Source organism: Flavobacterium frigoris (assembly GCF_900111075.1).
Taxonomy (GTDB): domain Bacteria; phylum Bacteroidota; class Bacteroidia; order Flavobacteriales; family Flavobacteriaceae; genus Flavobacterium; species Flavobacterium frigoris.
In genome coordinates, this window is sequence record NZ_FOFZ01000003.1 from 56893 (window position 1) to 72132 (window position 15240).

At 37.7% G+C, this 15240-nt stretch carries 5 protein-coding genes; all 5 read left to right on the forward strand.

The annotated features are described in order from the left end of the window. The first annotated feature begins 246 nt into the window (after window positions 1–246). Window positions 247–603, forward strand: coding sequence for a hypothetical protein (locus BMW63_RS05790; RefSeq protein WP_139174201.1), 357 nt, complete (start codon window positions 247–249; stop codon window positions 601–603). A 40-nt stretch (window positions 604–643) separates the two neighbouring features. Then, window positions 644–1114 carry a hypothetical protein gene (locus tag BMW63_RS05795; protein WP_139174202.1) on the forward strand — a complete coding sequence of 157 codons (471 nt, stop codon included), beginning with the start codon at window positions 644–646 and terminating at the stop codon, window positions 1112–1114. A gap of 83 nt (window positions 1115–1197) precedes the next feature. Beyond that, on the forward strand, window positions 1198–4683 hold the full coding sequence (locus BMW63_RS05800; protein WP_074722206.1) for a hypothetical protein: 3486 nt from the start codon (window positions 1198–1200) through the stop codon (window positions 4681–4683). A 19-nt stretch (window positions 4684–4702) separates the two neighbouring features. Beyond that, window positions 4703–6322, forward strand: coding sequence for a hypothetical protein (locus BMW63_RS05805; RefSeq protein WP_074722208.1), 1620 nt, complete (start codon window positions 4703–4705; stop codon window positions 6320–6322). A 14-nt stretch (window positions 6323–6336) separates the two neighbouring features. Beyond that, window positions 6337–14886 (forward strand): hypothetical protein, encoded by an 8550-nt coding sequence (locus tag BMW63_RS05810; RefSeq protein ID WP_074722210.1) that lies wholly within the window; start codon window positions 6337–6339, stop codon window positions 14884–14886. The last annotated feature ends 354 nt before the right edge of the window (window positions 14887–15240 follow it).

Below are 15240 nucleotides of genomic sequence, written 5' to 3' on the forward strand. Positions count from 1 at the left end.
AGAGATTTCTAGCCTTGTGACATTTTTTACGAAAGGCTTTATTCTTATTTTTAGTTTTAGTCTTGAAAACAAAAACTAGTAAAATTATTTTCAAAATTTGTAACTAATTAGTTTCTCATAACATAACCTGCATTTGCTTACAGGATTTATAAAACTTTGTTTATTGAAATGTTTTAGTTAAACAATAGATTAAAAAAGTGGAGCCAGAACCCATTAAAAAAAACGGGGCGGATTCCGAAAAGCCTTATGAGTAGGAAAACAAACAAACGAATTATGGCAACTTATCCTTATTCTCAAAATGCAATGTTAGTGAACAGCATTACATCAACAACTGTAGTTTCTATTATTTCAGGAATGCAAGTATCGGTTACGACTTTTACTTCGCCTGCAGGAAATTTTGGGTCAATCACACTTTCCCCAGTGCAGCCAACCGCTTCAAATGTAGAATTTAAAGCAGGATTACAAACATTGCAAATTGACATTATTAGTTTTAGAGCTCAATTTGGATTTGACAGCGGTCAAGTTACTTGCAGCGGAAACGCAACGGATCAAGATGGCAAAAACGGAACTGCTTTTTCTAGGCAGATTGCTAGTTGGTCTTAAACAAAAATATCAGGATAATTTCCTGGGTTGAATTATAGTTATGAAGTCACAAACAGCATATAAAAATCGAATTTGCATTATAAATATTCTCTTAAAAGGACTATTTATAATGATGCTTGTAGCGCTTCCTAACACTGCATTAGCCCAGGAAAATTCTCCTATTCCACTTCAGGAAATAAATGCGCCTCTAGCAGAAAGCGGCAGCAGTGGAGAACGCTATTTTGGTGATTTGCTAATACATTATGCTATTGACCCAACTGGTAAAGTTGTATTGTGCACCTTATATCTATCCACTGTTTTGGTAGGAGTAGAATCATTAACGGCAACCAATCCAGTTTATCAATTTGACCTAAAATCAGGGGCAAGTACAGCCAATGGAAATCTCAGTATTTATCTCAATTTTTCACCACAAGTTTCGACCCTGAAAGCAGATCTAACTTACACTGTTAAAGAAAACAACACCAGCTTCCCTTATAAAGGTGATTTGATAGGCTGGTATATTTATAATTAGGCAATACCTTTTGGGTTTTTGAGGTATGACATTTTGTACCTCGCTGATTACATACTTTTATTAACCCTTACCGAGCAGAATTTATGGCAACCTTACAATTTACAAATGCTTCGTCAGGTAACACTTCGTTGTATCTGGCAGAAGAAGACAACAACTGGTGTGCCTATCTTCTGGCAAATAGCGTTACAGGACCAGCGAGTGGTGCAATTGGTTTGGATGAACTATACAAATACAAGGGTTATATTTTATTTTCATTAGCGGCACCCAACATTGCTATCGATACATTCGTAAGCAACGTTTATACATTTCTTGGTAACTTAATCGAATATCAGTGGGCATCAGTCGTTTGGTTTGCGAACCCTAACACAACGCTGAACTCAAACAATACATCCCAAATAATTTTATCAGGAGGAAACAATGGTCCCTATTCTGTTTTAAGTGGGTTTAATTATAATTTTGGCAACAACTTTGCCACACTATTTATAAGCAACAACTTCGTTACACTGACTGTGGATAGTATCAACAATGCTATGATTATATCTTCGCAACAGGGATCGACCAATTATACTTTCAGGCCAAATAATCTGTCCTCTTCCAGTCAGATTATGAAAAATATCGAAATACCACTTACGGGAGTTGGACAAGGGCATATAAGGTTTATTATGGGCTTTAATGCAGCTTCAGACTTTACAGGCTTTAACGTAAGTAACAATTACGGTTTTAATAACAATGTTAATAATGGAGCCTTAACAGCAGTAAACTATTCGCTGATAGAAGCTGGCAATTTAAACGATTTAATATTAATGCAAGTCAGCATTTATCCTTGCGACTTACTTAACAAAGCAGGAACAAACTCTTACTTCGCTTTTTTAGGACAGACCCAAAATACTCATACAGGAAACAGCACAATATCAGCTCTTTCTTCTTATTACCTTACGAATTTTGGCTATCCTTTAGTTTTGGTTCCGTACACAAATTTTATCGACTATGAAATTTCGCTAAACTATCCAACACAAGACAGTTCTCTATTGGTCTTTAGCGAGCAAACGCCAAACGATCCACTTACAATCTGGTACATGACTCCGCAAGGAGCATTTTCGCTTACACTAAGCACAGTATACGAAAAAAATGTAGATACTAGTAAACAAATCCAATTAATGTGCGGATTAGGCTCAACAGAAACCGTGAGCTTTACACCGCAATTTATTGATGACAATGATATCATTTCAGGAACTGGTGATTGGCTCTATTATCAAACCAATCAAAATGCTTTTGCTCCACAGTTTCCTATTCAAGCCACACAAAATGTAGTCGGAAGCAATACTACCCAAGAATGGTTAAACGCTAATTATTTATCCGCTTGGAACGGCATTGTAATGGCCAATAATGATTCTACTCCCGTAGTGTATCATGCACAAGCACAAGGTGCTGCTCTCTTTGCCCCTGATACAGATGCCACTTCCCCTCTGTTTACCCATTTGACAACAGGCTCCGGTGTTTTATCAGCTGCCAAAGAAACTATATTTTTTCCATTGGTGCCTTATGGTCTTGTTGCAGCAACACCCAGTACGCTTGTTGATTTTTCTTTATTCGAAAAACAAATAATAAACCCCACTCGAAAAGCTATAATCGCAGCAGTAATGAGTGCCGAAAAAATTCCTGCCTCTCCTACTACTTTACTAACAGCAAGAACGGCAAACGGTAATAATATTCCGTCTACAAGTCCACAAGGATTTTATATTGATGTTAATCCGCAAAACGGAGTATGGGAGACATTGCAACTAGCCAGCAATCAGTTTTTGACTGCTGAGGGTTCATTATCCAAAATATTTAATTTACAATTTACCCCAGCAAGTTCAACTTTACAAAGTGCTTTACAGTCCAATCAGTTGTTTTTAGTTATTTCTTATAATGAAAAACTTAGCGATGGCACCTATGTGTTAAGTAATTTTAGTAGTGAAATGGAAATTGCCGAATGGCCTTTTTTATTAAATGTACCTACTGAACAAGTAAATGGTCAATACAAAAACGTAGTGATTTTTAAATTTTGTACAGGTAAATTAATTGATAAAGTACAAAATATTCAAGGCTGGAACTCACCCTATAGTTTTAATGATACCAGTAATAATGGTTTACCCAATTTAAGTATGTGGCTACAGCAATACGTACAAAATGGTATGGATAAATACATCATTCAAAAAGACACTGACTATGCTAATTTTTATAACATAGCAACTAATCCTGATTGGCAAGGTATTATTACTTTGGGTGTTGATATTAGTGTACAGGATTTTCCTAAAGAGTTGCAGGGACTATTAGCAGGTATTGACTTAAATAGTTTTTACGCACACCATTTTGGTATCGATATAAGTATCGTAAACAATGTAAATGGAGCAGTATCGATGCAACCCACCAGTTCTATGTTTGCACTTATTGATTATCAGGACCCTACTTTTGAAGGTATGGGCTCTAACCCTGCTATATACAAAACAAACGCTCCGATAAATGGTTCTGTTGATTATGATTTTATCGTTTTGCAATTAAAGATTGTGTTTATCAATAGTAAAATTTACAATTATAATAGTTATTTGGCACTTACCGTGAATAATCTCTTTGGTGAGAAAGTAAACGCCAGCAATAGAGATAATTTGATCATACTTACGGGCACGTATGAGAACAACAATGGCGTTCCTTCTTATGCCTTTACCAATACAGAAGACAATGTATTAAACTTAGTAAACAGTAGCATTATAACCGATGTTGAAATAATAAAAACGGCCTTTGTTACGGTGGTAGCACAAAACGATGTAACTAGCAATACTGTGAATTCAAAATTTTCATTTTGGGGTTTTATTAACTACACCGACTTGAGTTTTGACCTCCTATCCTTTGGAGCAGAACCTGATAGTAAAATTACGAACTATAGAGGATTGTCATATTCTAATTTATACATAGACCTTACTTTTCAATTAGAAACACCCACCACCAAAACATTTGTATTCGATATCAATCAAATGGCTTTTGATATTGGGCAAAGTACTCCAAGAGCCGATAGCTTGTATGCACACTTTCCTTTGCAGCTATCAGGTATTACCCGCGGAGACTCAATCAATACGCCTACTACGCAAGGATATTTGAATGTGACTATACCCGACTTGCAACAGCAGCAAAATATAAGCGGACAATGGTATGCATTGGTATTTAATCTCAATATGGGCACACTCGGTTCCTTGGCCAGTTCAGCAGGCTTTACCTCAACTTTTATGGCAGCATGGGGTGTTGGTGCAACAGGCGCATGGGCAGGTGTAAAACTACCAGGCGTAAATCCGCAGGCACCTTCGTTTAGCTTGCAAGGCGTCTTAAAATTAAATATTGGCTCTATTTTGATGCAAAGAGCAACAGAAACTAACGGAACGGCCTACCTCATGAAAATAAACAATATAGCCTTGGAGTTGTTCAGTCTTTCATTTCCTCCAGGAGGGAATATATGTTTTATGCTATTTGGTAACCCAGCTACCGATGCAAAACCTGAAAGTTTAGGCTGGTATGGATCATACGTAAAAAGTTAAACCACTAATCTGAATCAAAATGCCTTTAATAGACCAAATAACAGCCTTGATAAGTAATGTATCAAACATATATACCGACGATTACCCTCAGCAACAAGCAGCAATTAGCACCTTTTTACAAGATGCAAAAAATAATACAATCAGGGTATTTGTAACTGATTCTCCGGGTATGGGGCATCAGTCTAATACGGTACTAATTATATCGCGCCTTATACAGTTAGGCTTTAACCATAATTATGACGTTGTTTATGCCGTAGGCGATGCAGGTAACCTAACTGCTGATAAGCTAAGCCAGCTAATACCCGGATTTGTTCCCAACGCGGATGGTTCCCCGGTAAATGTAGCTCTTAATGCTAACACAACAGCATCAATGATTCCTTTACCCTATTTCAAAGCCCAGGCAGCAGACTATCCTCTGCTCAATTTTGGTTTTACAGGAGGTTTTGACAGCAACGCTACAAATTTAGCAAACAAACCTAACCCGAATGACCCGAATGCAAAAGGTGTTAATGTTAATTTATTTTTAAAGCTTCAGCCTTACCAATGGGCTAAAGGAGCTCAGGATAATACCATACAACAACAGGGTCTGCCGGCAAGAGCGAATATACTAAACGTTGCTGCTTTAGGCGGACCCACTTATGGAAAAAAAAGAGGTTACTTTATCAATGCACCCGCAGCTCCTGCTCAGGACAGCTTTACAGCTCCCAATCAAAATAAGTATACGCCATACCAAAAAATTATAGCTGCTTGTACCATTGCAGAAAACCCTATAAACCTATTACCTGTATATGGAATAGGAGGAAATGATGCTACAGGTGTAACCAATGCAAACCCTGAAATACTTTCTCAAAATGTATTATTCGACCTTATAACCGCTGTCAGATATACACAACGTTTTTCTACACTGGCTAATTTACAGCGTGGAGCAATTATTGTAAATATTGCCGACATTCCGGCTGCTAGTTATACCGCGCTCAATACCTTATTAAGTGGAGCAGCAGCGGACTTACCAAACCTGAATGCGCTTGTAACGCAATTACCTGCCATACAAGGAGACATAACGGCCAATCATGTAGAGGTAATTAATTATGACGATGGTGACCTTGATGCAAAAATTGCCGCATTACAGGGAGCCGATGGTGCTAACAAAATATTGGTAATAAAAATGGGAGGCTTACCTATTAGGGCATTTGATTATATGTATGCCTGCAGTTCGCTGCCTAGTTTATTGGAGGGAAAAGCCACAGCTAACTTGGTACTCAATTTAAATAAGCCTTACTTAAACTTATTAAAAGATGCAAGCATTGTTTATCCGACTCTGCCATTAAGTGCTCCTGACGGCCCCACAGCTACCAGATGCAATAGTGCTGTATCAGGATTCAAAAATTCAGCAGAAACTATTAACACCAGCCTTGGAGATGCCTTTGTTTTAAATCCTCCTTCGGCAGGTCTCCTGGCAACACCCATTTATACCATTGCTTCCTTAACCATTGATTCTTATAAGGCCGCTGATGCTGATGGTTCTCTGAAACCCTATTTTACCAACTTATATAATTTCTTTCAAAATCAGCAGCAAGACAAACTCTTCTTGGGGCTTCTGTATTTCTTAAGTTTCGTAAATAATCTTGATGGTCAATAATCATACAAAAACCTATGAACGCATTACAATTACAAAAATTATATACTGGCTTACAGCAACAGATAAATGCTCAACAACAATTATTTTTTGTTAATGCCACGGCTGCCCTTAACCTGCCTGTTACCTCAAGCGCATACAAACAATTTGTACCCGATAATCAATTAGTGATTAACAAAGTACTTATTACCATGCCCGATGCAAACAGTATATTAATTACGGGCAATACCAATTCATTTGAAATACCCAATTGTGCTTGCTCAGTCAATTTTTATTTAGAAAATGGTATTCTCAACTCTACATTTAACATCTTGCTTTCAGGAGAAATGTTATCGCTTCCTGGAGTTGAGTGGTTTTCTATAGGTGCTCCATTTTATAAAATTTCAGTAGCTGAAGCACAATTGCCAGTGGTTGGTTTATTAGGTGGTACCATTGATACCGCAGTAAAACTGCAAATAGCCATGGGGTATCCCATTACCAATAATACTTGGCTATTTGAAGGGACTTTTTCCGATCCATATCCAAGTATTTCTAATTTTTATCAATTAGTAGGAGGTGTTAACCTTACAACTGCATTACCACAACCTTTTAGTACCTTAACCACACTTGGACTTAAAACCATTGATATTAGTTATAATTCAGCCAATAGTAATGTAGATTATATCGCTGTTGATATTAGCACACCTTCTGATTATGTCTGGCAAATTTTACCAGGTGTAGCTGTTACCGAAATTGATATTAATTGCCTTGTTTTAGGTCTGGGAACAGCTAGTACTATTAATACAGAATTTACTATTACCGGTAATTTTACTATAGGGCCAGCGAGTTCCAATACTATTCAGCTTATTGCCAAAGTACCAGTTTTTACAGCCAGTGTACAACTTATCGACGGCACCATACAATTGGGTGATTTACTTACCATGTTCTGGTGTGGAACTACCATTGACCTGCAATCGCAAATAACAGTTTTAAATATAGAAATAGATCCCAATGCTAAAAACTATATACTCAATTGTAGTATAGTTACCAACTGGATATTCTTTACTATAACAAATCCCAACTTAAGTTTTACCATGACTGGTCTTAGTTTGGATGTGAGTAGTCAGCAAGGTGTAACTACTGGAAAGATAGCAGGCTCATTTCACATAGGCCCAAGTACCCCAGACACAGGAGTTGACCTAAATATATCTGCCGCTTACGATGGAAGTGCCTGGATTTTTAATGCAAGCACAGGAATAGATCAAACCATTTCCTTAGGCGATATTGCTACTACTTTCCTACAAGCCTTTGGCATGGGATATGATACCATTCCGAGTTGGGTAACAGATAATTTACCCAATATAAGTAATATAAGCTTTACCGATACATTGCCTGACGACAAAAGCAAGTCATCTAAATACGAAGTAAAAGGAGATGTTGACTGGCATTTACAATACAGTTCCTTCGACTTAAAATTAAGTGCCAACGTAAATATTAGCTATACCGATGCCAAAACATCGGGTACCATTACAGGTACAGCCGATGCACGCCAAATGCTTGGCTTAACATTTATAATTGGTTATCAATTTGGCACAGCCGATACCGAAGTGTACTTGAAACTCCCTGAATTTACTAGTACCATTACCTATACAAGCAATGCTAAAAACGATATTATAGAAATTAAGTTTGATAAGATTTCGTTGGGCGAAATTATAAGTACTTTGGTTGGTGTTTTTAGTCCAGGCTTTACGTTACCTGCCCCTTGGAATTTATTAAACAGTATCGATTTATCTGGATTTGATTTTACCTATACACGTTATAAAGAAGCTGGAAAGAGCAGTATTGTAGCCACCATTCCGATAAAAGTAGATTTAGGTTTCATTAATATAAAATCCCTCAAAATCACCAAAGACGATTCGATCGCGGGCAGTGGTGTTTATATCTATATTGACGGCACTTTCTTGGGGCTTCCTATCGAAAGTGATTCTCCATTACAAAAAGATGGCAAAGGAAGTGATGCCACCAAAATGCCTGGTGTACCTGGTATGGGCAGCGAGTTTTTCGACTTAAAATTATTGGCCATGGGACAACATGTTTCTATGTACGATACCGTAAGTTTAGACTCTGTTGATGCCTCTATTACTGCATTAGAAAATGCTTTTACAACTTCGTCTGATGAAAACTCAACCAGCATACCCGTACCTGCTGCTACAGCAACTACCAAACCAGGTACTTTGGTATTTGACCAAAACAGCAATTGGCTGATCGGGACAGACTTTACTGTAGCTAAGTTTTATCGCATTGCCGCGGTGTTTAACGACCCCAATATGTATGGATTATTGGTGGGGGTAAGTCCTGATGCCGGTGCTTTTAAAAATCTTCAATTTGAAATTCTATATAAAAAAATAAACGACACCATAGGTATGTATCAGATTGATCTGCAACTACCAGATGAATTCAGACATCTTGAATTTGGAGAAGTTTCTATTACACTTCCCATTATAGGTGTAAAAGTTTATACCAATGGTAATTTTTATCTTGACTTTGGTTTCCCTGCCAGTATTACCGACTTTTCACGATCTTTCTCTGTACAGGTATTTCCTTTTGTGGGATTTGGCGGATTTTATTTTGGCTACCTCAGCGGAGCTACATCGACCAGTGTACCTACCACCAGCTGCGGTGTATTTAACCCCGTTATAGAGTTTGGTCTTGGACTCTCACTAGGAGTTGGTAAAACAGTAGATCAAGGTATATTAAAAGCGGGACTTTCATTAACCGCCGTAGGTATTTTTCAGGGTGTATTAGGTTTTTTTAATGCCAATACTTCACTAAGTACTCATGATGAAACTTATTATAAAATTCAGGGAACTTTTGGTTTAACAGGGCACATTTACGGTGAAATCAATTTTGCTATCATATCGGCCAGACTAGATGTTATGGCGTATGCTTACATCACTATGATAATAGAAAGTTACAAACCAATTCCTATTACTTTTGAAGCTGGTGTTTCTGTAAAACTTACCGTTAAAATTAATTTAGGATTATTTTCTATCAAAGTATCATTGCACTTTAGTGCCACAATAAGTGCTTCCTTTATCGTTGGAAGTGATACATCGGCTCATGCTCCGTGGAATTATTGTCCAGTAAAAGGATTGAATGCCAAAGCTCCGTTAGAACTTGCAAGTAGAAATAGGCGAATACTCAGTCTGGCTGGAGCTCCTGTATATCTAAAATGGCAACCAATAGTGCCTATCACAAAAGTACCTCTTGATTTATTGTTTTTTCCACAACTTACAGTTTCGGGAGAGACAGGATCTGCAGGGCCGCAATACGCATCAATGTTGTATATTAACACAGATACAGCCAACAACAGTCTTTCTGCTTTAACCGAAGGCGTACTTTACTGGGCCATTAATGCACTCATCGGAAATACAGCTGAAAATACAGGTCTGGAGTGGCTGAAATTACAAGATATAACAGCCGACCAAATTAATAGCTTACTATGTTATTTTAACACAAGGCCAAATCATGTTGCCCCTTTCAATTATATAAATGCGGCACACGATGACATTCAGACTTTTTTCAGCAATTACTTTCAACTGAATATTCGTGCTGTGGATGCTACTCAAAATGGTAGTATGGATGCGGCTGTTTTCCCTGTAGTGCCTGAATTGACTCTGAATACGGATTTAAACGGAAATCTTGGTACAGCAGTAGATTTTTCGACAAAAAATATGACTGGAAACCAAAATTACATCAGCGATATTACAATACTCCTTGCCTCTTCTGCTGTTGATTACCAGTCAGATATTACCGCAACCTATTATGATTCTTCCGATTGCAGTAATGTTATAGATCTTAGTTATGAAGAGCAGCATAATCTGTCATTTCCTACCTTTATGTTTACAGATTTTATCGCTTTGCTAGCTAAACAGGCCTTGCAAGCAGCATCGGATTATCTTAATAAACAAGAGAAATTATCAGGCACAGTAAGTGATGTGATAACCAACGCTGTCGCAGATAGTGTGCAAGGAATTGGTGGAATGGCATCTCGATTTATGCTTCATGGCCTAAGATTACCTCAACCACCCGACGCTGCAAAAGGAATAACAGAACCTTTGTACGTCCTTACGGGCCAACAGATCGCTATTCCGTCGACACTACAAAAAGGGGATAAATATTCGGTATTGCTACAAAATCCAAATGTATCATGGATTACTATGGTATTAGGCACCAACAACACCCTTAGTATCACTATAGATGACAATGAGATTCAGCACATACACGATGTAGCGGCGATTACGCTGTCTCCGACATTATCGTATGGACCAAGTGCTCTTATCAATTATAATGATACACCACAAACATTTTCATTAGGAGCTCCGGCTTTGTGGCAGTATCCCGGCGATTATTATTCAGGCGTAATCAATAAACCTGTGCTGTGGAAATTACCATCAAACTTGACAACTATTTTTGCCGATGAAGAAGATTGGCTTTTTGATGTTAAAACTTTGACCACTACCAGCACAGGAACTACCCAGGCAAAAGTAAATAATTACAGTTGGGGCACTATAGTTAATTTTTCTTTGCAGAAGATAACCGCCATTGATGGACAGGTAACGCCATTATCTAATAATATGTATAATCTGGTGGGTGCCGATGATGCAGGAACAATTTATTTGCAAGAACTCCTGACTTACCTCACTACAAATAATGATAGTGATGGGACTAAAACCATTCAGCAGCTTCAGGTATTGTATCAGCCCGATCCAACACAAAATTCAGAAGGAGGTTATATTTCAGATGCCAATGGTGCTTTCAAAACAGCAATTATACAGGCCAATCTTTCAACAGAAACCAATCCTGTAGAAGGAATGATGGGCAGAATGGCTTTTGTTGAAACTCCGATAAGAGATTATAATACCCTGAATAGCGCTGGAGATTTTATAAAATTATTGTGGGAATGCAGTATTGTTCGCAGTGGCGGTTTTTATTTCTATTACAACAATAGCGAAAACAAAGGACTCCCTGAAACCCTTTTTGCTGGTAACGGAATCGCGAATCTGGCATTAGTAATCACTTATGACACCTTGATATTGAGCCCCTTTGTAAACAGTGTTGTCATAGGAGATCTTATCGATACATCAAATACATCTGTTTATGTTCAGTCGCCAGATACTGAGCCAATAGCCCATCAATATACCACACGAGTTGCTACTTTGTTACCAGGAACTGTTGGTTATGAAGTTTCTCGTAACAATCCGGGAGAATATGTGCCAACGCAACCTGTACCATCCTTAGGAGAAGATAAAATATATCTAGAGACACAATTTAATCTAATAGGAATAACGGTACCTGCATTACCTGCATATATAAATCCAACACCTGCAGGACCAGTAGATTCGATGGACGATGAAGCAATTGCCAATACCAAAAATGGAAACCCTTCTGCCAATGATGATGCGGAAGATTGGAACTATAGTGCCGTTGTACCTTATTATAAATATGTACAATCGGCAGAAACAGATCCCCAATATCCTAATCCATATGCGGGTATAGGAACTACAGTTGAAATGATATTGAACTGGCAGGATATGTTTGGAAATGTTCCTCCAACTGGTACAGCTCCTTTAAATGCATCTATGCAATTATTGTATTCAGATGCCATTATTGCACTTAGTCAGTGGCCATCAGTATCTGTGTCGTATTTGTTTAGTTTAGTGAATAAAAAACCGAACATCAACCTTAATTTTAATTTTAATACGGTTCGATATATAGGAGATGGAGCGCAGAATAACGCTCAGATAGATATGACCACTTATATGAATATCTTCTATCAGCTTAGTAATGGAGATATGGTAATTCATTATACCACTACTGTAGAAGATCAGGTCAACGCACAAGGTGACACAATTGCGACAGAACATACTATTGCAAATGATGATTTATTGAATAATTTTATCAATCCAATTATTGCATATTTACGAGCTATCATCTATGTTGATCAACCAGTTGCATTAAAAACTTATACCATAAGCGCCGAAATAATAACGACCAATATCACCACATTGCCTGAAATTTCGTTGGTTGCTGCAAGTATTACCATGCTACGAATTGCCAATTTAGATCCTAATTTTAACAATGTTGCAGGAATAGCCATCGCCAGTACAAGCATACAACCATTGTCTGAAAACGATACAAACAGTATGTTGGCTCTTTCTTATTTTGCTCAACAGTTTGAGGCTGCCTTTATCAATCAGCCTGCTACTGGCATTGTACTTAAAGCAGCTACTGGAGCCAATTTGACTAAAGGAAATAGCGACACCACCGCAAATGCACCTCTTTGGATGGTACGTTTTGATAGTACAGGAGCTAATGGTCTGAAATTTAGATTTAACAATAAACAAGTGTATTATTTTGCTCCAATTCCGTTGGCCAATAGTTTACAATCTTTCTCTGCCCGAATAAATAGCTACGAGCAAGGCAAAGCTTTTCCTTCGGATCAAAATATTAGCAAAAATTATACTAGCATTGATATGGACAGCTGGGGCTTGCAGTTTTTACAAGCCGTTGATAAATTTCTGAGTCCTACTTATTCGGTTCCTGCATTTTTATTAACCGCAAATGATGTGTTTGCTGGTGATCCCGATTATTTGCAACTGATCTTAGATGCCAAACAAAAATTGGCAGACGCGATAGAAGGTACAATAGATTTTATTATTGAGCCTGATGGTGGAAAAGAACCATCAAACATAGGGAATGCTCAGGAAAAGTGGAAACAGCAAATACTGATTCAACTTGCCAATACCTATCGCTACGTAGCATCTGTACAGACAACGGCAAGCATAAGCTCGGCTTATAAAGGCAACGAATATGCCAATTCAAATAATGTACCAGCACAATATCCTTATGTTCCTTCTTTGTACGGAAAAATGTTGGGGCTTGATCCCTCGACTTCCGGATCTGATATTGTACCCAAATCTAGTGAGTATTCCTTATCTACAGCAAAAGTGCCAACAGCCAATGGCAACTCTTGGCTGACTTATATGTTTGAAGCCAAGGATGTTGCCGAAAGCCGTAGTTTTTCTTTTGGAGATATGGAGTATTACGTGAGCCATCTTGAATTTGATATTACTAAAATACCCGATTTGGCAGATTATCTGGCTTCTTCATGGCTGACATTTATTATTCCGCTTGATGGAGAAATAAATCAGAAAGAGAGTCCTCTTGCTGACATGAGCGACGTTGGCCAAACAACCATACCAGTACCATTGCGCGCTTATCCTACGCCACCATCCATATCGGTGCAGAACTTTGATTATCCTGTGAATGAGACCAACCCATTGGCTGCAATAACCATAGAAGAGGCACGTTTATGGGAATATAATTACACTTACCAAAACCCTTCTGCGGCCCAGGATACTATTGTAACAGAAATTCAGTTTAATGTTACCGATGAAAACCAAAGTTTTTACAGCAATTCTAATACTTCAAATTTGCCTTTATATCAAGCATTGGCTCAGTTTATTGATAGTTATCCATTAATTAATGCCGACTTTGATAATTGCCTTGCACTACTTACACCTGCCACTTTGAAAGCAGACTCGACTTTGGCTATAAATGCACGTTATGCCATGCTGGCTTTTATAGAAATTATAAATCAGGTGGCAGAACAATGGTCCGTTACCAATCAGGTCAATCCAAGAAAACCGCTGACACAGGCAAGAGCGCTTAATGTAGCGCCTGCACCACCATTTACACTGTCATATACCATAACGGAAAGTGCACAGGAATTAACAGAATATCTAATTGTAAGCGTTGATTTTAATAACGAACAGTCTTCAGATATTACTATTAGTCTGACTATTAATGACTATACAAGCGAACTGGTTGAAGGCGAGAAAAATGAATACGTTTATTACTGGGTGGATAATCTTGGAAATCGTGCATATCTATTATACGAAGACAGAAATAGCAATCCGTCAAGAACAATAAATTTGGGAGGCCTTGACATTCTAAGTGCGCAAAATGCCTGGAGCAGTGTGGCCGTGATTAGAAACGAAGAACTACTGGAGAATCAGGATGGAACATGGCAAACCACCAACCCACTGTTTATTTATCAGACACCACAAGTCATGTTTTACAATAAACTAATTCCGTTATTAGTTGCCAATAGTGCGATTAATGTTAATACGATAGAAACCGCAACATATCCAGTACAGCCAACACGAACTCTAAATGTGCAAATGCTGGTATTGTTTGACGCCTTAACAGAAAATATTAACAGTGCCATTACAGAATTTACAATAAAAATGCAGTGCGATTATACGTATATTATTCCAGGAACAGCATTCCCTGTTGACGTACCTGTTTTAATGATTACACCAACGCAAATAACAGTAGCAGATCACGGAAAAAGCATGGCAGACTTAATAACCGCAGGGATAAACAATTGGATGCAAAGCAATAATCCGCAAACTAATGCTGGTGTCTTTACTTTTACGTTAACGGCTTACTCGGTAACAGACAGTTATGTGCCAATATTGAAAATTCCGTTTACATTGCCATTAACGGCTATCGCATCATAAAAATCTGTTTCTTTTTTGCTTTCATAAATACGAGTTTAAAATTAGACTATGAAATAAAAAAAAGGGGTTAATCTAGTCATGGTCGGAAGAAATTCTTCCGACTTTTTTTTTGCTTTATATTTTCAAAAGTAATTGATTTTATTTACTATTTGTAGCGAGATTTTTTTCTTGTTTAATTTATTGATTTTATATGTTTTCACTACTGTAAATCAATATTGTATGACAAATTTTAAACAACCACAAAGTATCCGTCAATGAGCTGTTAGGTTTTATTCTTGAGGCGCTTCTATCACATCTATCCACCAGTACTAAGGCGGATCAATATTCAAAAATACTTGATGGTAAAAAAGTATT